Below are 20,076 nucleotides of genomic sequence, written 5' to 3'. Positions count from 1 at the left end.
AGCTGTCAAGCCAGCGCAGCGTCGGTGTTCATCAGGAGCTTGCTGCCGGTGCGCATGGTGCGCACACGCAGGCCCGCCTCGGGGAACAGGCGCGCAAAGTAAAAGCGCGCCGTCTGCAGCTTGCCTTCGTAGAAGGTCTTGTCGGCCACATCGCCTTCGGCCAGTGCGCGCAGCGCGGTCTGGGCCATGCGCGCCCACCAGTAGCCCATCACCAGGTGGCCCATCACGCAGAGGTAGTCGGTGGCCGCAGCGCCCACTTCGTCGGGGTTCTGCAGTGCCTTGAGGCCCAGTTCGGTGGTGATGCCGGTCATCTGGCCCGCCAGTTGCGCCAGCGGATTGATGAAATCGGCCATGCGCTCATTGACGCCCTCTTCCTCCACCAGGCCCTGCACCAGTTTGCCCAGCGCCTTGAGCGCCGCGCCCTGGTCGCCCAGCACCTTGCGGCCCAGCAGGTCCAGCGCCTGGATGCCATTGGTGCCTTCGTAGATCATGTTGATGCGCGCATCGCGCACCAACTGCTCCATGCCGGTTTCGTGGATGTAGCCATGGCCGCCAAACACCTGCTGGCACAGCACGGTCACCTCAAAACCCTTGTCGGTCAGAAAGGCCTTGAGGATGGGGGTGAGCAAGGCCACCTGCGCGGCATGGGCCTTGCGTACCGCTTCATCAGGGTGGTTCAGCTCTTCGTCGACCAGCGCCGAGGTGGCGATCATCATCGCGCGGCCGCCTTCGCTGTAGGCCTTGGCGGTCAGCAGCATGCGGCGCACATCCGGGTGCACGATGATGGGGTCGGCCGGCAGGTCCTTGGCCTTGGTGCCCGAGAGGCTGCGCATCTGCAGCCGGTCCTTGGCATAGGCCAGCGCGTTCTCGTAGGCCACGGCCATCAGGCCCAGCGACTGGTTGGCAACGCCCAGGCGGGCGGCATTCATCATCACAAACATGGCCTGCAAGCCCTTGTTGGGCTGTCCGACCAAGCTACCCACGGCGCCATCGATGGCGATCTGCGCAGTGGCATTGCCATGGATGCCCATCTTGTGCTCCAGGCCCGAGCAGCTGATGGGGTTGCGCGCACCCAGTGAGCCATCGGCATTGACCAGGAACTTGGGTACCAGGAACAGGCTGATGCCCTTGCTGCCCTTGGGCGCATCGGGCAGGCGGGCCAGCACCAGGTGCACGATGTTGTCGGTCATGTCGTGCTCACCGGCGCTGATGAAGATCTTGTTGCCGGTGATCTTGTAGCTGCCATCGGCCTGCGGCTCGGCCTTGGTGCGCAGCAGACCCAGGTCGGTGCCGCAATGGGGCTCGGTCAGGCACATGGTGCCGGTCCACTCGCCGCTGGTGAGCTTGGGCAGGTAGAGCTTTTTCTGCTCGTCCGAGCCATACACATGGAGCGCCTCATAGGCGCCGTGCGACAGACCGGGGTACATGGCCCAGGCCTGGTTGGCGCTGTTGAGCATTTCATACAGGCACTGGTTCAGCACAAAGGGCAGGCCCTGGCCGCCATAGGCGCTGTCGCAGGACAAGGCCGCCCATCCGCCTTCCACATACTTGGCATAGGCCTCTTTGAAACCCTTGGGCGTCGTCACGCTCGAATCAGCCGGGTTGCGCGTGCAGCCTTCGGCATCACCCGACAGGTTGAGCGGCTGCACCACTTCGACCGCGAACTTGCCAGCCTCTTCCAAGATCGCATCCATGGTGCCGGTGTCGACGTCGGCATAGGCGGGCAGCTGCGCAAAACGGGCGGGCAGGCCCAGCACTTCTTGCATGAGGAACTGCATGTCGCGCAGCGGTGGGGTGTACTGAGGCATGGAAAGTCCTTTGGAAAAATGACGAGGTCAAACAGAAACGGAAGCGGGCGCAGCCGCATCGGGCTGCGCCGCCAGGCAGGGGGCGAGCGCGGCGTCGATCAAGGCAGCCTCGCGCTCGGGGTGGACGGCATAGCGCAGCAATACGCTACGCAACGCGGTGGCGGCATGCTTTAGCGCCAGCGGGCCGTGTAGAAAACGGGTTTCGTAGTGCAGCGACAAGATGACGCCGTGCAGCTCGAACAGCACCTGGTCGGGCGCCACATCGCTGCGCAGCTGGCCTTCGGTCTGCGACTGCACAATCGCCCGGCGCATCGCATCCATCCAGATGCGCACCGACTCGGACAGCGCATCGCGCACATCGCCAGGCCGGTCGTCAAACTCTACCGCGCCGCTGATGTAGAGGCTGCCGTAGAGGCGGCTGGCGTCATTGGGCTGGGCGGTGCTGCCCATCCAGCCCGTGGCCATGTGCAGCAAGCGGGCCAGCCCGCGCGACACCTGCAGCGCGGGCACAAAGATTTCGCGTTCAAAGCGCTCGTGGTATTCGCGCACCACCGAGCACTGCAGCTCCTCGCGTGAGCCAAAATGGGCAAACACGCCAGACTTGCTCATGCCCATGGCCAGCGCCACCATGCCCAGCGACAGGCCGTCGAGCCCCTCTTGCGCAGCCAGCGACAAGGCGGCGTCCACAATCGCAGCACGCGTTTGGGCGCCTTTGGCCAGCTTGGCGATCTCGGCAGGGCCCGGGGTGGAGGCAAGGGATTTGGTCATAAATCAAAAAATAGCACGGTCGTTCTTTTTTTGATTCTTGCACAAACCCAGTGTGCTGCCAACGGCTGCAGTGCAAAGCAAGGGTAAACCACTGCACGCCGCCATTCCAGCCATGAAAAAAGCTGCTGGCCTGGGCAGGCACAGCAGCTTTTGCGATGGGGGCTGGATGGCGTCAGTGTGCCATCAAGGACAGGCAGCTGTCGAGCTGCTCTGTCGGCAGGCGGCGGAAATCAGAGCGCGCAAAGCGCTGCAGGCGGCCAATCAGGAAGGACATCAGCACGCTGGAGCGCACATTGGCATCCACCGTCGGCGTGGCCGAGGCGTCAGCGCCGGGTACCACGCGCAGGCATTGGCGCAAGGTGGTTTCGATGCGCTCGAAGAACTGCTGCATGCGCTGCTGCAGGCGGGGGTTTTCGGATTGCAGGGCGTCGCCCAGCATCACGCGCACCATGCCGGGGTTGCGCTCACCAAACTGCAGCACCATCGCCACCACACGGTGGGCCTGGGCAATGCCCTGCTCCACGGTCTTGGCGGGGTCGGGCACATCGCGGCCGGTGATCTGCACAGCCAAGCTGTAGACGGACTGCTCGATGAACTCGATCAGCCCTTCGTACATCTGGGCCTTGCTGGCAAAGTGGCGGTACAGGGCCGCCTCGCTGATCGACATTTGCGCGGCCAGTGCAGCCGTGGTGATACGGTCTGCGCCTGGCTGCTCCAGCATGGCTGCCAGCGTCTGCAGAATCTGGATTCGACGCTCTCCGGGTTTTGGACGTTTACGGGTAGGTGCCGGGTTAGCGGCTTCTAGCGGCGCATCGACGAGGTCGGCGGCGAAAGAAGATTCTTGATCAGACATGCGTTGAATATGAGGCAGCACCCGACGCAGTCTCCCAACACCGCCAGGTATTTTTTATTGATAAAAGTACGGCACTCGCCTCACAGGTTGCCAGCGCAACCTTGGGCCCTCTGTAACATCTTACTGCAAAAGAACGGCAGAAAAATGATAAAAATCATGTGCATTGCTAGATGCACAAATCAATTACGCAATCAAATGTATCAATAACTACGAATCATTGTTCCGTAGGCCGTGTCGGTCAGAATTTCGAGCAGCATCGCGTGAGGCACGCGGCCATCGACAATGTGCACGGCATTGACACCGCTCTTGGCGGCATCGATGGCGCCAGCCAATTTAGGCAGCATACCACCCGAGATCGTGCCATCCTCAATCAGTTCATCGATCTGGCGTGAGGTCAATTCGGTCAGCAGCTGGCCTTGCTTGTCCAGCACCCCGGGGATATTGGTTAACAGCATCAGCTTTTCTGCCTGCAGCACGGTAGCCAGCTTGCTGGCCACCACGTCGGCATTGATGTTGTAGCTCTCGTTGTTTTCACCAAAGCCAATCGGGCTCACCACGGGGATGAAGGCGTCATCCTGCAGAGCCTTGACCACGCTGGGGTCGATGGACAGGATGTCGCCGACCTGGCCCACATCGTGCTCGACCGATGGGTCCTTGTTGTCCTTGAGCTTGAGCTTCTGGGCGCGGATCAGCCCACCGTCACGGCCAGTCAGGCCCACGGCCTTGCCGCCGGCCTGGTTGATCAGGCCGACGATGTCTTGCTGCACTTCACCGGCCAGCACCCATTCCACCACTTCCATGGTTTCGGAGTCGGTCACGCGCATGCCCTGCACGAACTTGCCTTCCTTGCCCAGTCGCTTCAAAGCGTTCTCGATCTGCGGGCCGCCGCCGTGCACCACCACAGGGTTGATGCCCACCAGCTTGAGCAGCACCACGTCTTCGGCAAAGTCAGCCTGCAGTTCCGGGTCGGTCATCGCATTGCCACCGTATTTGATGACCATGGTCTTGCCATGGAACTTGCGGATGTAGGGCAGCGCCTGCGCCAGAATTTCAGCCTTGTCGCGCGGGGCAATGGAGAGAGAAGGAGTCGTCATGGTTGCAGGCCTTTACAGCAGCGGAGAAGATGCAAAACGCGCATTGTGCCCCAAAGTGCCACCTGCCTGCTGATCAGCGAATCCAGCCTGGCAGCTTGAAGCGCACGATCACCAGATAGGCAGCGACATAGGAGACACAGAACAGCGCGCAGAAACCAATCAGGATATAGGTGTTGCGCCAGAACAGGACCGCTGGTACCACGGTGAGCAAAGTGAACGCCCACAAATACGGAGCGGTCCGGTTGTTGCGCCGCAGCATGCGGCGCGCAGCATTTTCATCGAGCACGCTGCGCACGATACGGCGGTAGATCAGCTGGTGCAGGTGCAGCGCATCGGCCATGCCGGGCGAGTCGCCCCGTGCCAGTTTGCGGTAGATGGAGAACATCGTCTCCCAGACCGGATAGATGAGCAGCAGCATCGGGAACCAGGGTGAGACGATGGGGTGGCGCTGCACCAGGGTGATGCTGCAAAAGGCGATCACGATGCCCCAGACATAGGCGCCGCCGTCGCCGGCAAACAGCTGGCCCATGGGGTAATTCCAGAACATAAAGCCCAGGGTGGCGGCTGCGGTGATCACCAAGATCGCCGCCAGCTCCCGGTCGCCCAGCTGCAGCGCCACATGGGTGAGCGCCGCGCAGATGATGACCGCCACCATGCCGGCCAGCCCGTTGTACCCATCGATGATGTTGAAGGCATGCGGCAGGCCCGCAATGGCCAGCACGGCCAGCGCCATGCCCAGCCAGGGAGCGGCGCTCAGCGCCGCATCGAGCCAGACCAGACCCATGCGCGGCACTGTCATGCCCAGCAGGTAGACGGCCAGCAGGCCGGTCAGCAGGGTCAAGATCAGGCGGTAGCGCACGGTCATGCGCTGGGTCATGTCCTCGGCAATACCGCCAGCCACTGCGGGCAGCATGGCTATGAAGAAGTAGAGCACCCACTGGTTCCAGTGCAGTGCGTTGCCGTAGTAGCCCCACCAGTTCTGCAGACCGGCGACGACGACCGTCAGCACCAGGCTGCTGAACATGGCCAGGCCGCCCAGACGCGGAATGTGGCCGACGTGGAAGCGCTGGGGCAAATCCTTGCCATAGCGTTTGGCGTGGCCGCGCATGCGGCGCACGATGAAACCCGCGCCAATCAGCGTACAGAGAAAAGCGACCACTGCCAGGAAAATCATTATTCAGTCATCGTGAGTGCTGCCGTGGGGGTGCGCCGGAGCAAGGCCCGGGCGCGCCAGAAAACTGCCGAGGCCCATAGCCGCAGCAAGCTGCGAATATGCCACAAAGCATGGCGGGCCCGGCGGTGGCTGGCGCGCTGGCCGGCATGGCCTATCACGCAATCAGCACGCGCCAAGGTCCAACCCGCCAGGCGCAAGCGCAGGCAGAGCTCCACATCCTCGCAGTACATGAAGTAAGCGGTATTGAGGCCGCCAATGCCTTGCCAAACAGGGGTGGGCAGCAACCACATGGCGCCGTTGACCCATTCGGCCCGGGTCTCCCGGCGCTTGACCGCGTAGCGGCGCAGCAAGGACCAGGGGGTGGGCAGCTCCCGCTCGCTGTCCTGCAGATGGCCGTTTTCATCCACCTGCATTGGGTAGGCCAGGCCTACGCCTTGGCGCTGCAGCGCGCGCACCAGGGCGGGGAAGGGATTGCCGCCGCGCAGGTCCACATCCGGGTTCAGCACGCAGACCAGTGGCTCGGTCGCGCCCGCCAAGGCGGCATTGTGGTTGGCAGAAAAGCCTTGCGGCACGGTGTTGTGGCGCAGTTCCAGCACAAAGGGCCAGCCGCCGGCGGGAGCCATGGGCGCGGGCTCGGGCAGGTTCAAGGTCAGCACCACACGGCTGACACCGCCGCCGCCGGCGCCATGCGCGGCCAAGGCATTGAGCAGCAGCTGCACCATCGCGCCATGGCCATGGCTGACCACGGACAAGGCGATGGGCGGGAGTGGTGAGGTGGGGCTGGCGGACATCAGCGGGCATTATCCATCAGCGGCCCGCGCTGAAATCCCGCCGAGCCCGTTGTAACAGCGCCTCAGTACAGGCGCAGTGCCAGCAGCACGCGCAAGATCAAGGTATCGACCTTGCTCATGCGCCAGTAATAGTGCTGGGCCGAGGCGCGCAGCGCGGTGATCCAGCTGCTGCGCGAGCGGATCAGCATGCGCAGCTGGTGGCGTTGGGCATCTGGCAGGCTGGTGCCATGCAGCCGCTCAAACTCGCTCAATTGGTCGATCCAGCCCGGGCCCGCCTGGCGCAGCCGGCGCCAAAAGCGCTGCACGCGCGCCCACTGCCCGGCCAGACCCTGCTTTTGCATGCCGATGGTGTTGCTGCCATGCTGGCGGTAGAGGATGTGGCTCTCGCTGTCGAACACCACTTGGCCAAAGGCCGACACCACCAGGTAGGCCCACCAGTCATGCGCCAGACAAAAGCCCGGGCGCTGGGACAGCAGGCGCTCACGCGCCGCGCTGTTGAGGGCGATCGTGCATCCGGTTGCAATGTTCTGCACCAGCGCATTGCCCCAGCCGATGCAGCGATGGTCGTAATCGGGTGACGGGCCGATGGGCTGCAGGTCGCGGTCCACATATTGGGTGCGCGAGCAGTAAAGCGCAGCGCCCTGCTCGGTGTCCAGCAGAGCCAGCGCACGGCCGACCTTGCTGGGTAGCCAGACATCATCCTGGTCGCAGAAGAAATAGAAGCCATAGCCAGCACCCGCGCTCTGCAACAATTCGTAAAAACTAGCTACAAAACCCAGGTTCTTGCCGGCCTGGATGTGGATGTTCGGATGGGTGCTGGCATAGCGCCGGACAATGGCCAGACTCTGGTCGCTGGAGCCGTCATCGCGCACCCAGATATCGCAATCCGCATGGCTTTGCGCCAACAGGGAATCGAGCTGCGCAGGCAGAAACCGCTCGCCATTGAATGTAGACAATAGAATTGCCACACGATTTTGCTTGTCAGTCATTCATTGTTCACCTGCCTGTGCAGGCCTATCTCGGCAGAATTCCTACCCATTCCCATATCCATGACCCGCGAACACCACGTCTACACCCGCCACATTGATCTCCAGCAGCGCAGCTCGCTGTCCGTGCTGGCGAACAAGATACAGCCGGGCTCCCGTGTGCTCGATCTGGGCTGCGGCCCAGGCGTGCTGGGCCAGTACCTGCAACAGCACAAGGCCTGCACCCTGGATGGTGTGACGTTCAGTGCCGAGGAGGCCGCGCTCGCCAGGCCGTATTATCGCGATCTCGCTGTGGCGGATCTGGAACAGATCAACCTGGCCGAGGCTTTTACGCGGCGTCAGTATGACTATATCGTTTGCGCCGATGTCCTGGAACATCTGCGCCACCCTGAGCAATTGCTGGCCGACTGCCGCGATCTGCTGGCCGAGAACGGTGAAATCCTGGTCTCCATCCCCAACGCCGGCTACTGCGGCCTGGTGATGGAGCTGATGCAGGGCGAGCTGCGCTACCGCGAAGAAGGCCTGCTCGACAGCACCCACCTGCGCTTTTTCACGCGCCAATCGCTGCTGCGGCTGATGCAGGCGGGCCAGTGGAGTGTGCAGTCGCTGGAGACCATTGACCGGCCGCTCGACGAATCCGAATTTGCCCGCACCACCGCCGACAGCCTGCCGCCCGCAGTGATGCGCTACCTGCTAGCCCAGCCCGATGCGCTGGCCTACCAGTTCATCTGCAGCATCCGCCCCAGCAGCGATGCCGCTGCCGCCCAGGCCCATGCACTGCTGGCGATCGAGAGCGAGGCCAACACGGCGCATGCCAGCTTCACCACCAACCTGTACTGGGCCGATGCAGGCCAGTTCAGCGAATCGCACAAGCTGATTGCCAAGGGCCAGATTGGCGCCCTGCAGCAGAGCATTCGGTTTGCCCTGCCCCGCTTTGACGGCGCCCAGCCGTGCTTGCGCTGGGATCCGGCCGACCGCCCTGGCTTTTTGCACCTGCATGCGATGCGCCTGTATGACGCCAGCGGCGCGCTGCGCTGGCGCTGGGAGGCGGACCAGCCCGAAGCCCTGGCCCAGGTGCCGCACAGCCAGATCAGCTGGCAGCCGGCCCCCGCTACCGCACCAGGCAGCACCCTGCTGTTGCTGACCGGCGACGACCCGCACCTGCACCTGCCGATTGCGCCAGCGCTGCTGCAGGACTGCTTGCAGACGGAAGGTGCGGTGCTGGAAGTGAGCCTGGGCTGGCCCATGTCGGCCGACTACGCAGCGCTGGCCGATAGCGCCCAGGAGCTGCAGGCCCGCATCCGCCATGCCGACACCGAGGTGCTGCGCGCGCAGCAGGCCCAGGCCGATGCCCACACCCAGCTGCGCCTGCTGCAAGCCCATATGCAGGACCAGAAGGACAATCTGGAAGAAGCCATTGCCCAGCAGCAGGAGCACATCCAGGGCCAGCAGACGCATATCCACAATCTGCAAACCCATCTGAGCAATATCGAGGCCTCGGAGGCCTACCGCGTCGGCCAGAAGCTGGCCAGCGCCAAGGCCCGGCTGCGCGGCCGGCCCGCGCCCGCCCCGGCCGTTGTGCATGTGCCCGAGCCTAAGCCTGTGCAGGCGGCGGCGGAGGCCATCGATGCAGCGGAAGTGATCGCGGAGGCGCAGGATGAGGCGGTGCCCGCCGTCGTGGTCGAGGAAGCAAGTCGCTCTGAAACGCTCGCCGAACCCGTGCGCCCACTGGCAGCAGCCCAGCCCGCGACCATGGTCGACATCATCGTTCCGGTGTACCGGGGCCTGGGCGATACGCAGCGCTGTCTGCAGTCGGTGCTGCAGGCGGCGACGCAAACCAACAGCCAGTTGGTGGTGATCAATGACGCCAGCCCCGAGCCCGAACTGACCGCCTGGCTGCGCGAGCTGGCGCAGCAGGACAGCCGCGTGCACCTGCTGGAAAACGACAGTAACCTGGGCTTTGTGGCGACCGTGAATCGCGGCATGGCATTGAACCCCAGCCACGATGTGCTGCTGCTCAACAGCGACACGGAGGTGTCCCACGAATGGCTGGACCGCCTGCACCGCGCGGCCTACAGCGCAACAGATGTGGGCAGCGTCACGCCGCTGTCCAACAACGCGACGATCTGCAGCTACCCACGCTTTTGCGAAAAGAATGCGCTGCCCGCAGATGCCGACCTGCTGCGCCTGAACCATCTGGCCGCCAGCGCCAATGCCGGGCAGACGGTCGAAGTGCCCACCGGCGTGGGCTTTTGCATGTACATCCGCCGCGACTGCCTGGCGCAGACCGGCCTGTTTGATGTGGAGCATTTCGGCAAGGGCTACGGCGAAGAAAACGACTTCTGCATGCGCGCCCATGACCTGGGCTGGCGCCACCTGCTGGCGCTGGACAGCGTGGTGCTGCACACCGGCGGCGTCAGCTTTGGCGACAGCAAGACGCCGCGCGAGCAGGCTGCCTACCAGACCCTGCTGCAGCTGCACCCCGCTTACGACAGCCTGGTGCAAGCCCACCTGAAAGCCAACCCAGCCCAGGCCGCGCGCAATGCCATCGACAAGGCCCGCCTGCGCCAGCACCCGCTGCCGCGCATTCTGATGGTGTTGCACAACGCCGGCGGCGGCACCCTGCGCCATGTCAAGGAGCTGGCCCACAGCCTGCGCGACCGCGCGGTATCGCTGGCCCTGACCCCGCTGGAAGACAACTACATCCGCCTGCAGTGGCTGGATGCAGCCGAGGGCTATGACGAGGTGTTCCACTGGCCCACGCAATCGGAAGCGCTGGTGGCGCTGCTGCGCGAGCTGGGCGTAAGCCATATCCACTTCCACCACCTGATGGGCCTGAACCTGGAAGTGATGCGCCTGCCCGAACTGCTGGGCGTGCGCTATGACTTCACCGCACACGACTATTACGCCATCTGCCCGCAGATCAACCTGATGGAGCCCACCCACAACCCGCGCTATGCGGCCTTGGGTGTGCCGCAATGCCCGCAGTGCTCGGGGGCCGAGCCGGCGCCAACTGGCGAGTACATCGATGCCTGGCGCATGCGCCACCGCCTGTTCCTGAACCAGGCGCGCTATGTGCTGGCCCCGAGCAAGGATGCCGCACTGCGCATGCACCAATACTTCCCTGAGGCAGCGGTGCGCTACGTCACCCACCACGACATCCCCGATGCTGCCTTGCTGCCTGTGCCCAAGGGCCAGCCGCTGGCGCACCATGCGCATCTGCGCGTCTTCATCCTCGGCGGCGTCAGCCTGGCCAAGGGGGGCGATGTGATGGAAGCGGTGGCACTGGCAGCCGCCCAAAGCCAGGCGCCCGTCGAGCTGCACCTGCTGGGCTACCCGCACCGCCGCATGCGCACCCAGCCCCATGCCAGCCTGACCATCCATGGCCCCTACGACGATGCCGACCTGCCCGCGCTGATGGCGCGCCTGCAGCCCGATGTGGTCTGGTTCCCGGCGCTGTGGCCCGAGACCTATAGCTACACCTTGAGTGCCTGTCTGCAGGCCGGCGTGCCGGTGATCGCGCCCGATATCGGCGCCTTCCCCGAGCGCCTGGCGGGCCGCCCCTGGACCTGGCTGCGGCCCTGGAGCACCTCGGCCGATGAATGGCTGGCGCTGATGCAGGACATTCGCCAGCGCCAGTACGTCGAAGGCCAGCCACCGCTGCCGGCACCGGCGGCTGCGGTCGACCTCAAGGCCCAGTACCTGCAGCCCTGGAGCTACGGACACGATTACCTGACGGGCCTGCGCCCGTCCCCCCATTAAATAAAATGGCCGATAGTGCTTGCAAACCAAGCACCCCTGCTACAAAAACAAAGAGCCACTCCTTGTCATCCACTCTCTCTACCTTGCGCAAGCTGCCTCACAAGCTGCGCCAGCTGGGCCGCAGCATGTACCTGCTGGCCGCCGATCCACGCCAGTTGGGCAGCAACAGCCGCCGGCTCTGGCGCGCCTGGCGCACCGGCGGCACCCAGATGCTCAAGCACCAGCTGCTGTCCTTGGGCCACCCCGATGCACCGACCGTACCGGTCGCCCCCACCGATGCCTGGCAGGACTACCAGCAGCGCTTGGCCAGCGAGGTGCTGCCGGTGCTGCGCGCCGAGATTGCAGCATTGACGCAGCCGGTCAGCATCTCGATCCTGGTACCCACCTACAACACCGACCCGGCCATGCTCACCGCCATGGTCGATTCGGTGCGCGCCCAGATCTACCCGCACTGGGAGCTGTGCATCGCCGACGATGCCTCCACCCAGCCCCATGTTCGCAGCATGCTGCAAGAACTGGCTGCGCAGGAGCCGCGCATCAAGCTGCACCTGGGCGAGAGCAACCATGGCGTATCGCATGCCAGCAACCGGGCGCTGGCGCTGGCCACCTCCCCGTTTGTGGTGCTGCTGGACCATGACGATCTGCTCCAGCCCCAGGCCATCTACCGCGTCGCCCAAAGCGTCATGGCCGATGACCCGGACATGCTGTACTCGGACGAAGTGCTGGTCAGCCCCGATGGCAAGCAGGTGCTGCAGTACTTCCACCGCCCGGCCTTCTCGCCCGAATACCTGCGCAGCCACCCCTATATCGTGCACATGGTGGGCTTTCGCACGGCGTTGCTGCGCAGCCTGGGCGGCTTTGATGAGGCCCTGGGCATTTCGCAGGACTACGATCTGATTCTGAGAGTCAGCGAGGTGGCCAGCCGCATCGTGCACCTGCCTGAACTCCTCTACCAATGGCGCACCCACACCGGCTCGGCCGGCCACGACAAGATGGCCCAGGTGATGGCCACCTCGACCGCCGTGCTGCAGCGCCATCTGGACCGCAGCGGCGTTGCGGCGCGCTCGGCCGCCGGCGTGTCCTTCAATTTCTTTGAGACGCAGCACCAGATCGCCGATGGCCAGCGTGTGGCCATCATCATCCCGACCAAGAACTACGGCAGCCTGGTGCGCCAGTGCGTGGACAGCATCCGCGCCACCGTGCAACATGCCGCCTATGACCTGATCGTGATCGACCATGACTCGACCGAGCAGGCCAGCCTGGACTACTTTGCCCAGCTGCAGCAAGAAGGCACCGCCACCGTGCTGCGCTACCAGGGGCCCTTCAACTTCTCGGCCATCAACAACTGGGCCGTGCGCCAGCTGACCCGCCCCTACAGCCACTACCTGTTCTGCAACAACGACATCGAGGCGCTGGAGAGCGGCTGGCTGGAGCACATGCTGTCACAGTGCCAGGACCCGAGCGTCGGCATGGTGGGCGCGCAACTGCTCTACCCCGACCGCACGTCGATCCAGCACGCCGGCGTCTGCGTGGGCGCCTTTGGCATTGCCGAGCACTATGGCAAGTTCTTGAAGCTGCCACCCGACCGCGTCGACATCGCCTTCATGGGCCGCCTGGTGAGCACGCATGAGGTATCGGCCGTGACCGCCGCCTGCCTGCTGATGCGCAAGGATGCGTTTGATGCCATCGACGGCTACGACGAGAAGCTGGCCGTGGGCTTTGGTGATGTGGACCTGTGCCTGCGCACCTTGCAGCTGGGCTGGCGGGTGCTGTACTGCCCGCAAGCCACCTTGATCCACCATGAATCCATCACCCGGGGCAAGGCCGAAGGCTATGACCCGCACCCAGAGGATTCGGCATTGTTCGCCAGCCGCTGGCGTGATTTCCTGGACCAGGGCGACCCCTACTTTCACCCCGCTTTTGAAGTGCGCCACACCTGCTGGCTGGTGCGCACCCCTTTGCACTGCCAGCCCTCGATCAACCGCCGCCTCTTCAGCCGCAGCGGCCTGGGCCAGCGCATGCAGCGTTTGAGCTACAGCGCCAGCGTTTCTGAACCGCTGCAGCAGGCAGCGGCTGCGGCAGATACCCAGCGCGCCGCCTGAGGGCACACTGGCCGGTGCCCTGAGCGGGCTGCCGGCCAGCGATCAAACGGGACGCTGCAGCAGCAAAAAGATCTCGTTGTTGGTCAGTACCTCGCGCGGGTACTGCGCCAACAAGGCCTCGGGCACGGGCTCGGGCTCATAGTGGCGGCGCTCTTCGCGCGCCACCGTAAAGCCCGCTTCCTTGGCCAGCGCCACCAGCTCGTCGGCGGTCAGGCGGTTGAGTTCCTGGTATTCCTTGAACACAAAGCGCTTGTAGCCCTCCGGCCCAAAATCGGCAAAGCCAAAGTCCACCTCATCGGGGCTGAGTTCGCCGTCATAGCCTTCAATCACCTTCCAGAGCGCATCCTCGTCCACCAGCAGATGGTGCCAGGCGACATCGTCATAACGGCGCAGATGCGAGCCAAAGGCAGAGTAGAACAGTGGCTCGATCTGCAAGAAGAAATGGCCGCCCGGCTTCAGGCAGGCCAGCAGGTCTTTCAGGATGGGCAGCAACTGGTCGCGCTGCACATGCTCAAAGGTGGACCAGCTCATGATGCCGTCGTAGAGAGGCGCCTGGCCCGCCAGCGGCGCGCTGGGCGTGATCGTCTGAAAACTCAGCGCGGCCGGAATGCGCTGCAGACCCAACTGCTCCTGCGCAATGCGCGGCAGCTTGGCGTATTCCTGGCGCACATCAACGCCGTGGATGGCCGCAGCGCCATGGCGCAGCACCAGGGCCAGATCGGTGATGCCATCGCCGCAGCCAAACTGCAGCAGGCGGGCGGTGCTCACATCCATCACCGGGCTGAGCCACTGCGCCACCACATCGGATGCGTAGTGGAAGTGGGAGCGGAACCACTCGTCAGTGATCCGGCTGTCGTCAAACGCGGGCAGGCCGAGCAGCTTTTCACGCAATTGCGCCAGGCGGCGCATACGGCTTCCGCGATTCATGATGGCTTTCGCAGCACGTACACGTCCTGGTGGTTCCAGAACTGCACGGGGGAGAAATATTCGAGCTTGTCGGCGCCGACGGTCTCGGCAATGCGCGCGCGCACAAAGGCTTCGGTCGTAAAGGCCGTGCCGTACTCGTTCGGATCGATGGCGTTCGATTCGCTGGACGGCGCAAAGAAAAAGCCCTCGTCGTCGAGCGGCACGCTGTCAAACCGTGCCGCCTTCATGCCGTGCGTGCTGAACACCAGAATGCCACCCGGAGACACCAGGCTGTACAACACCTGCAGCCAGCGGCCCCAGGTGCTGCGCGGCAGATGGCTGAACAGCGACAGCACAAAGACCGTGTCGTACTGGCGTGGAGCCACGAGCTGCTCAGGCACGCTGGCAGAGACAAAGCCCTGCACGCCAAAGGTACGCTGCGCGAAGTCCACCGCATCGGGCACCACATCCGATACCGTCACCTTGCCGGGGCCCAGCAGATGGGCCAGGTGGCGGGTAAAGCGGCCATGGCCGCTGGCAAACTCCAGAAAATGCTGGCTCTGCACCAGCGGCTGGCCAACACGCTCCATCACCGTCATCAGCTCGGCCAGGGTGCGCCAGCCATCAGCCAGGTAGTCGCGCAGCGGGTTGTTGCTGCTGGGGTGGCTGGCAAAGAAGCCAAAAATATCATCGGCTGTGGAAATCGTGCAGTCCAGGCCCATGATGTTGCGGAACGAGCCGGTCAGCCCATGCTGCTCGATCAGCGCATGCGCTTCCAGCATCACATCTTTTTCGGCACGGGCACGCAGCAGCAGGCCCGAGGCCGCTTCAAAATTGCCATTGGCCAGCATCAGCTGGGCTTCGGCCAACAGCTGCTGGCCCTGGCTTGTCGCAGAGGGAGAATTCGTGGTCATAAATCTGGGGGCGATGAGCGCGCCAGCGCAGACGTTGGCGCGCTCGTGTCCTGGGGTTCAAGCGGTGCACGCGCTTGCGCGCAGCCTCAGCTCCAATGGTGGGGCAATCGTACCAGTCCAGGCAGCGGCTTGGGGTAGATAAAGCGGAAGACGGTGTACTGGAACCATTGGTCGTAGACCGCCAGCCCCGAGCCATCGAACAAAAAGGCGCTAACCACATAGTCACCGCTGTGCAAAGGCAGGTCCGGAAAGCTCAGTACCGACTGCCAACTGCCATCGGGCAATTGCAGGGGCACTGCACCCTCTTCGTGCGTAGCCAGACAGGCAATGCCTACGCCCCTGTTCTGCTCAATCATGAAGCCGATATTGGGCCGCTCGGCGCCATTGCCGCGTGCCTTGATGGTGACGACCAGGTCCTGGCCTTGCAGCACCGGCGGGTCGCCCGGGCTCAGGTTGGCTATATCCACCGAAAGGATACAGGCGTTGCCAGGCTCTTCGGCTGGGGGCAGGTTGGGCGGCTCCACGGCGTAGGGTGTAGCCAGTGGATCGACCGGTTCTGTAGCCATCGCTGCTGCAGCCACATCGGCCAACACAGATGGCGCTGCACTTGCTGCATCATCACCCCACTGCTGCCGGTCCTTCTCATCCTGCTTTTGGCGCGTGCGCACATCGTAGGCGGCCAGCACCGCCTCGGTCTCGCCAAACATCTGCACCTGGCCCTGCTCCAGCCACAACGCGGCATCGCAGAGGTGGCGGATATGGTAGGGACTGTGCGAACAGAAGAGGATGGTGCAGCCCTTTTGGCGAAAGTCCAGAATCCGCTCGATGCACTTCTTCTGAAAGCTCTGGTCGCCGACGGCCAGTGCTTCGTCTACGATCAGCACATCGGGCTGCACGGCGGTGACCAGCGCAAAGGCCAGGCGCACGTTCATGCCCGAGGAATAGGTTTTGACCGGGCGGTCGATCGCGTCCTGCAGTTCCGAGAATGCGATGATCTCCGGCTCCAGCTTGCGCATTTCCTCATGGCTGATGCCGATCAGGCTGCCGGCAAAATACAGGTTGTCGCGGCCGCTGAAATCAGGATGAAAACCCGCTCCCAGCTCCAAAATGGCGGTGATGCGGCCGGAGCGCTCAATCGAGCCGGCCGAGGGTTGCATCGTGCCTGCCAGCAATTTGAGCAACGAGCTCTTGCCGGCACCGTTGTCACCCACCACACCGATGCACTGGCCGCGCGCCAGGCTGAAGCTGACATCGCGCAGCGCCCAGTGGCTGCGGTGCATGGCCCGCCCCGTCAGCAGCGCCTTCACACGCTGGCGCGGGGAGTCATACAGCTTGTATTCCTTGCCCAGGTTCTTGACCACCAGCACGGCGGCAGTCTCTTGCGTTTTCGCCATCTGCACGCCCGTCATAGCCAGTCCACCAACTGGTCGCGGCTGCGCCGCACCAGCACATTCACCACCACGGCAAGCACTGCAATCCACACGGCGCTCACCACCCAGACTTGCAGCTCCGGCCACTGGCCCTGCAGCAGTGCAGACTGGTAGCCCATAACATAGGAAGCCATCGGGTTGAGCCACAGCAGCCAGCGCCAGCCCTGCGGAAACATCGTGATAGGAAACAGGATCGGCGTCAGGTAGATACCCACCGACAGCATAAAGCCCACCAGTTGCACGGTATCGCGCAAGGCCGCCGCAAAGATCGCCAGCGCGTACGACAGCAGCAAGGTCATCAGCAGCTGCATGGCCATCAGCGGCAGCAAGGCCAGTACCCCCCATTGCATATGGTGCACGGGGATGTAGCACAGTGCCAGCAGCAGCATCAAAGGGCCAAAAATCCAAGAGCTTGCCAATACCGATCGAACCGGAAACAGCACCGGTGGCAGCGGGTTCTTCTGCAAGATGGAACCCGCCTCTAGCAGGCTGGCCATGCCACGCGAGACCGCGTCGCAAAATGCCATCCAGGGCAGCGCGCCCACTATCAGAAAGGTGCCCACTGCATGGCTGGATGCGCCCTCTCCCAGGCGCATCGCAAACACAATGTCGAACACCAGGTAGTAGGCTGCGACGGATAGCAGAGGCTGCAGATAGGGCCAGATGACGCCCAGTGCCGTGCCGGCGTGGCGCGCGGCCACCTCTCGGCGTGTCATCACGCCAATCAGCGCGCGAGCGTTCCAAGCCTCGTGAATACTGTGCAAAAAGGTGCGCATCGCAATTCAATATCGAAAGACAAAGCGCCCATGAAAAAAGGAGAAGGCTGTTTCAGCCTCCTCCTTGCCCCATAGGCAGTGACTACAGGTTATTTTGCCTTATATTGCGCCAAAAAGGCTTCCAAGGCTTTTTCGTCAAACTTGGCCTTGCTGGTGACCTTTTCCACCTCAGCTTCACGGGCGGCTTGCAAAGCCTTTTGCGTGAATTGTTTTTCCAGCTCAGGACGCGCTTCTTCAAACGTCTTCTGGACGGCCGGTTTCCGCTCGATGAACTTGATCACATGGTAGCCAAATTGGCTCTCCACCACGGGCGCGAATTCACCAGGCTTGGTCAATGCAAAGCCGGCCTTCTCAAACTCTGGAACCATACGACCACGAGCAATGAATCCAAGATCGCCACCACGTGCAGCGCTGCCAGGGTCTTCTGAGTTGTCCTTGGCAAGCTGCGCAAAATCTGCACCTGCCTTTGCTTCGGCCAGCAGCTTTTCTGCCTTTTGCTTGGCTGCATCGGTCTTGCCCTTGACCAGGATGTGCGCCAGATGCACCTCCTCAGGCGTCGCCATGCTGTCCTTGTTAGCAGCATAGTGGGCCTTTATCTGCGCCTCGATCAACTTCGGATCAGGGGCGTGCTTGGCATTGAACTGAGCCAGATAGGCATCGGAGATCACCTTGTCCGCAGCGATACGTGCGGCGGCAGCTACTTGGGGGTCATCTTCCACCCCCACAGAACGCGCGTAGGCAGCCATGGCGCGGCGCACGAACAAAGCATGCACCATCTGCTGCACGCCATCTTTATTGGCCAAGAATGAATCACGCATTTCAACAGGCAAGCGCTGTGCTTCCGCCTGGATGTCGACGACCCGGACCTCAGCACCAGGGACACCCGATACCAGAATAGGGCTCTCATTGGTAGTCGCAGCCGAGACCGCCAGGGACAACACACTCAAAACGATGCCCACAGGGGCAAAAAACATACGGTTACGCATTCATGATCCTACTGGCAAAAGAAGCAGCATAACAAATCAAGCTGGATCTCGCCGTGCTCAGGATTGGACAAATATTCCAAAAATGTAAAAAGGGCAGAGATTGCTCTCTGCCCTTTGGCTGATTCTCTCAGTATTTCAAACTAAGGCCTTGCGGCCTGAGCGTGAATTACTTGGAGAAGCGGTGTGGCCAGGTGATACCGTAGGTACCGCTGAAGCCGTTAGCTGCGCCGCCGGCGTTGGTCAGCTTGATGAACGAGGAACCCACCACTGGCAGAGCGCGGGTGTAGTTCACTTGGCCCCAACCGTTTTCGTAGGTCACAGCAGCGGTCTGACGAGCCACCGAAGCGCCCAACACGGAGTTACCAGTGTCCTTGAATGCCAGCACGTTCACTTCACCGCACAGACGGATCACCTTGGCAGTGCCGGGGGAGATCACAGCGCCGTTACGAACGGAAGATTCTTCACGGTCGTAGAACACGTTGCTGGTGGTGTTCACGCAGATGTTGCCATCAGCGTCCACCGAGGTGGTGCCAGCTTCGAAGTAACGGGTAGCGTTGTCAGCAGCGACCACACCAGCGTTGAACACGCGGTACTTGCCCGAGTTGGTAGCTTCAGCGTAGTTAGCGCCAACGCTGTAACGACGGGTAGGCATCGACAGAACCCAGTCGGTCTTCGCATCGATCAGGGTATCGGTAGCGAACTGGTTAGACACACCGGTGTTGGCCACAGCTTGGGTCAGCAGCGAAGCTTGCTGTTCAGGCGTGGTGGTGGTGGTCAGGTAAGGGGTCGACAGATCTGGGAAGTCGTAGTTCACGGCAGCAACCAGAGGTGCAGCAACCAGGGTACCATCACCGTAAACGATGTTAGCGCCGGTCTTGAACAGTGGATCAGCAGTGTAGTCGCCGATCGCAACGCCAGTTGCTGCGTTGTCCTGTGGGAATGCCACGAACTTGCCGCGAGCGTTTGCACCAGCAGCGTCCACAGCCTTGATGGCGGTAGCAGCACCGGAGAACGTGGTGGTTTGGGCCACGTTCAGGATGTACCAGTCGCCGGTCAGTTGGCCGGTAGGCGTGTCGTAACCCAGGGTTGCAGCAGCTGCCACAGTGGTTGGGTTGATCGACAGGGTCTGCTCCAGCACGGAGTCAGCGCAAGCAGGAGCGCCGTTAGCAGCGTGCTTGATGGTCTTGAACAGATCGGAACCTGGCTTCACGTCAGCCATGTTCAGGATTTCGACGTAGCCTTCCTTCGTGTTGTTCACACGCTTTTCGGCGGTCCAGCCATCAGCCAGACGGTCTTGCACGAAGCTAATCTTTTGGCCGTGGATGTTGGGGTACGTGCAGCTGTTGTCAGCCGTCAGGAAGTACGAACCATTGGCGTCAGCTTGCACCGAACCGGTCCACACGTCGTAAGGCGACAGGAACACGGTAAAGTCCAAGATATCGTCAGAGTTGGCAGCGCCACGGAAACGAACCTTCAGAGCCTTGCCGTTCACAGTGTCGGTGTTCACAACGTGGAACACGGACATGTTGTCATTTTGCGTGGTGAAGTAAGGAACCACCAAAATGTGACCCACGCCGCCTTCGGCTTGCTCGAACTTGGTTGCCGAAGCAGCAGTCATTTGAGCGGAAGCAGCACCAGCAAAACCGCCAATCATGGCAGCAATGCTCAGAGCCAGAACATTTTTCTTCATAAACACACTCCAGTTAAAAAAAGTTAGTCAGCGCAA

Annotated in this window: 15 protein-coding genes; 2 read left to right on the top strand and 13 right to left on the bottom strand. The window is 62.7% G+C overall.

Translation table 11 applies throughout. The features are described from left to right. Positions 1–5: 5 nt before the first annotated feature. From LPW39_RS18980 to LPW39_RS18950, 7 genes are all read right to left on the bottom strand, one after another. A complete protein-coding gene (locus LPW39_RS18980) occupies positions 6–1,808 on the bottom strand; it encodes an acyl-CoA dehydrogenase C-terminal domain-containing protein (RefSeq protein ID WP_230778695.1) in 1,803 nt (600 codons plus the stop codon). Positions 1,809–1,835: 27 nt separating this feature from the next. Then, complete coding sequence (locus tag LPW39_RS18975; protein WP_230778694.1) at positions 1,836–2,576, bottom strand: TetR/AcrR family transcriptional regulator; 741 nt, start codon at positions 2,574–2,576, stop codon at positions 1,836–1,838. A gap of 172 nt (positions 2,577–2,748) precedes the next feature. Then, positions 2,749–3,429, bottom strand: a complete 681-nt coding sequence (gene slmA / locus LPW39_RS18970; RefSeq protein WP_230778691.1) for a nucleoid occlusion factor SlmA — start codon at positions 3,427–3,429, stop codon at positions 2,749–2,751. Between the two features lie 200 nt (positions 3,430–3,629). Then, the gene (gene argB / locus LPW39_RS18965; RefSeq protein WP_116926370.1) at positions 3,630–4,523 is read right to left on the bottom strand and encodes an acetylglutamate kinase; all 894 of its coding nucleotides are present in this window, start codon (positions 4,521–4,523) and stop codon (positions 3,630–3,632) included. Positions 4,524–4,596: 73 nt separating this feature from the next. After that, positions 4,597–5,697 (bottom strand): glycosyltransferase family 4 protein, encoded by a 1,101-nt coding sequence (locus LPW39_RS18960; RefSeq protein WP_230778688.1) that lies wholly within the window; start codon positions 5,695–5,697, stop codon positions 4,597–4,599. Further along, positions 5,697–6,488 carry a glycosyltransferase family protein gene (locus tag LPW39_RS18955; protein WP_230778686.1) on the bottom strand — a complete coding sequence of 264 codons (792 nt, stop codon included), beginning with the start codon at positions 6,486–6,488 and terminating at the stop codon, positions 5,697–5,699. Before LPW39_RS18955 ends, LPW39_RS18960 begins: the two co-directional genes overlap by 1 nt. Before the next feature lie 62 nt (positions 6,489–6,550). After that, a complete protein-coding gene (locus LPW39_RS18950) occupies positions 6,551–7,444 on the bottom strand; it encodes a glycosyltransferase family 2 protein (RefSeq protein ID WP_230778684.1) in 894 nt (297 codons plus the stop codon). 93 nt (positions 7,445–7,537) lie between these two features. Here LPW39_RS18950 and LPW39_RS18945 point away from each other — a divergent pair, with 93 nt between their 5' ends. Further along, the gene (locus LPW39_RS18945; protein ID WP_230778681.1) at positions 7,538–11,236 is read left to right on the top strand and encodes a methyltransferase domain-containing protein; all 3,699 of its coding nucleotides are present in this window, start codon (positions 7,538–7,540) and stop codon (positions 11,234–11,236) included. A 62-nt stretch (positions 11,237–11,298) separates the two neighbouring features. Then, the gene (locus tag LPW39_RS18940; protein ID WP_230778680.1) at positions 11,299–13,338 is read left to right on the top strand and encodes a glycosyltransferase family 2 protein; all 2,040 of its coding nucleotides are present in this window, start codon (positions 11,299–11,301) and stop codon (positions 13,336–13,338) included. A 42-nt stretch (positions 13,339–13,380) separates the two neighbouring features. Here LPW39_RS18940 and LPW39_RS18935 read toward each other — a convergent pair whose 3' ends face one another. The 6 genes from LPW39_RS18935 to LPW39_RS18910 form a co-directional block, all read right to left on the bottom strand. Beyond that, positions 13,381–14,265, bottom strand: a complete 885-nt coding sequence (locus LPW39_RS18935; RefSeq protein ID WP_407928876.1) for a class I SAM-dependent methyltransferase — start codon at positions 14,263–14,265, stop codon at positions 13,381–13,383. Then, a complete protein-coding gene (locus tag LPW39_RS18930) occupies positions 14,262–15,158 on the bottom strand; it encodes a class I SAM-dependent methyltransferase (protein WP_230778679.1) in 897 nt (298 codons plus the stop codon). Before LPW39_RS18930 ends, LPW39_RS18935 begins: the two co-directional genes overlap by 4 nt. An 86-nt stretch (positions 15,159–15,244) precedes the next feature. Beyond that, positions 15,245–16,552, bottom strand: coding sequence for an ABC transporter ATP-binding protein (locus LPW39_RS18925; protein WP_230778678.1), 1,308 nt, complete (start codon positions 16,550–16,552; stop codon positions 15,245–15,247). 11 nt (positions 16,553–16,563) lie between these two features. Next, positions 16,564–17,364 (bottom strand): ABC transporter permease, encoded by an 801-nt coding sequence (locus LPW39_RS18920; protein ID WP_407928875.1) that lies wholly within the window; start codon positions 17,362–17,364, stop codon positions 16,564–16,566. A gap of 89 nt (positions 17,365–17,453) precedes the next feature. After that, positions 17,454–18,350 carry a peptidylprolyl isomerase gene (locus tag LPW39_RS18915; RefSeq protein WP_230778676.1) on the bottom strand — a complete coding sequence of 299 codons (897 nt, stop codon included), beginning with the start codon at positions 18,348–18,350 and terminating at the stop codon, positions 17,454–17,456. A 166-nt stretch (positions 18,351–18,516) separates the two neighbouring features. Further along, positions 18,517–20,040 (bottom strand): cell surface protein, encoded by a 1,524-nt coding sequence (locus LPW39_RS18910; RefSeq protein ID WP_230778675.1) that lies wholly within the window; start codon positions 20,038–20,040, stop codon positions 18,517–18,519. Between the last annotated feature and the right edge of the window lie 36 nt (positions 20,041–20,076).

Origin of the sequence: Comamonas koreensis, assembly GCF_021026195.1 — a bacterium.
GTDB classification, from domain to species: Bacteria; Pseudomonadota; Gammaproteobacteria; order Burkholderiales; family Burkholderiaceae_C; genus Comamonas; species Comamonas koreensis.
Note: the sequence above shows the minus strand (reverse complement) of the source record. Positions and strands in the feature narration are given on the sequence as shown.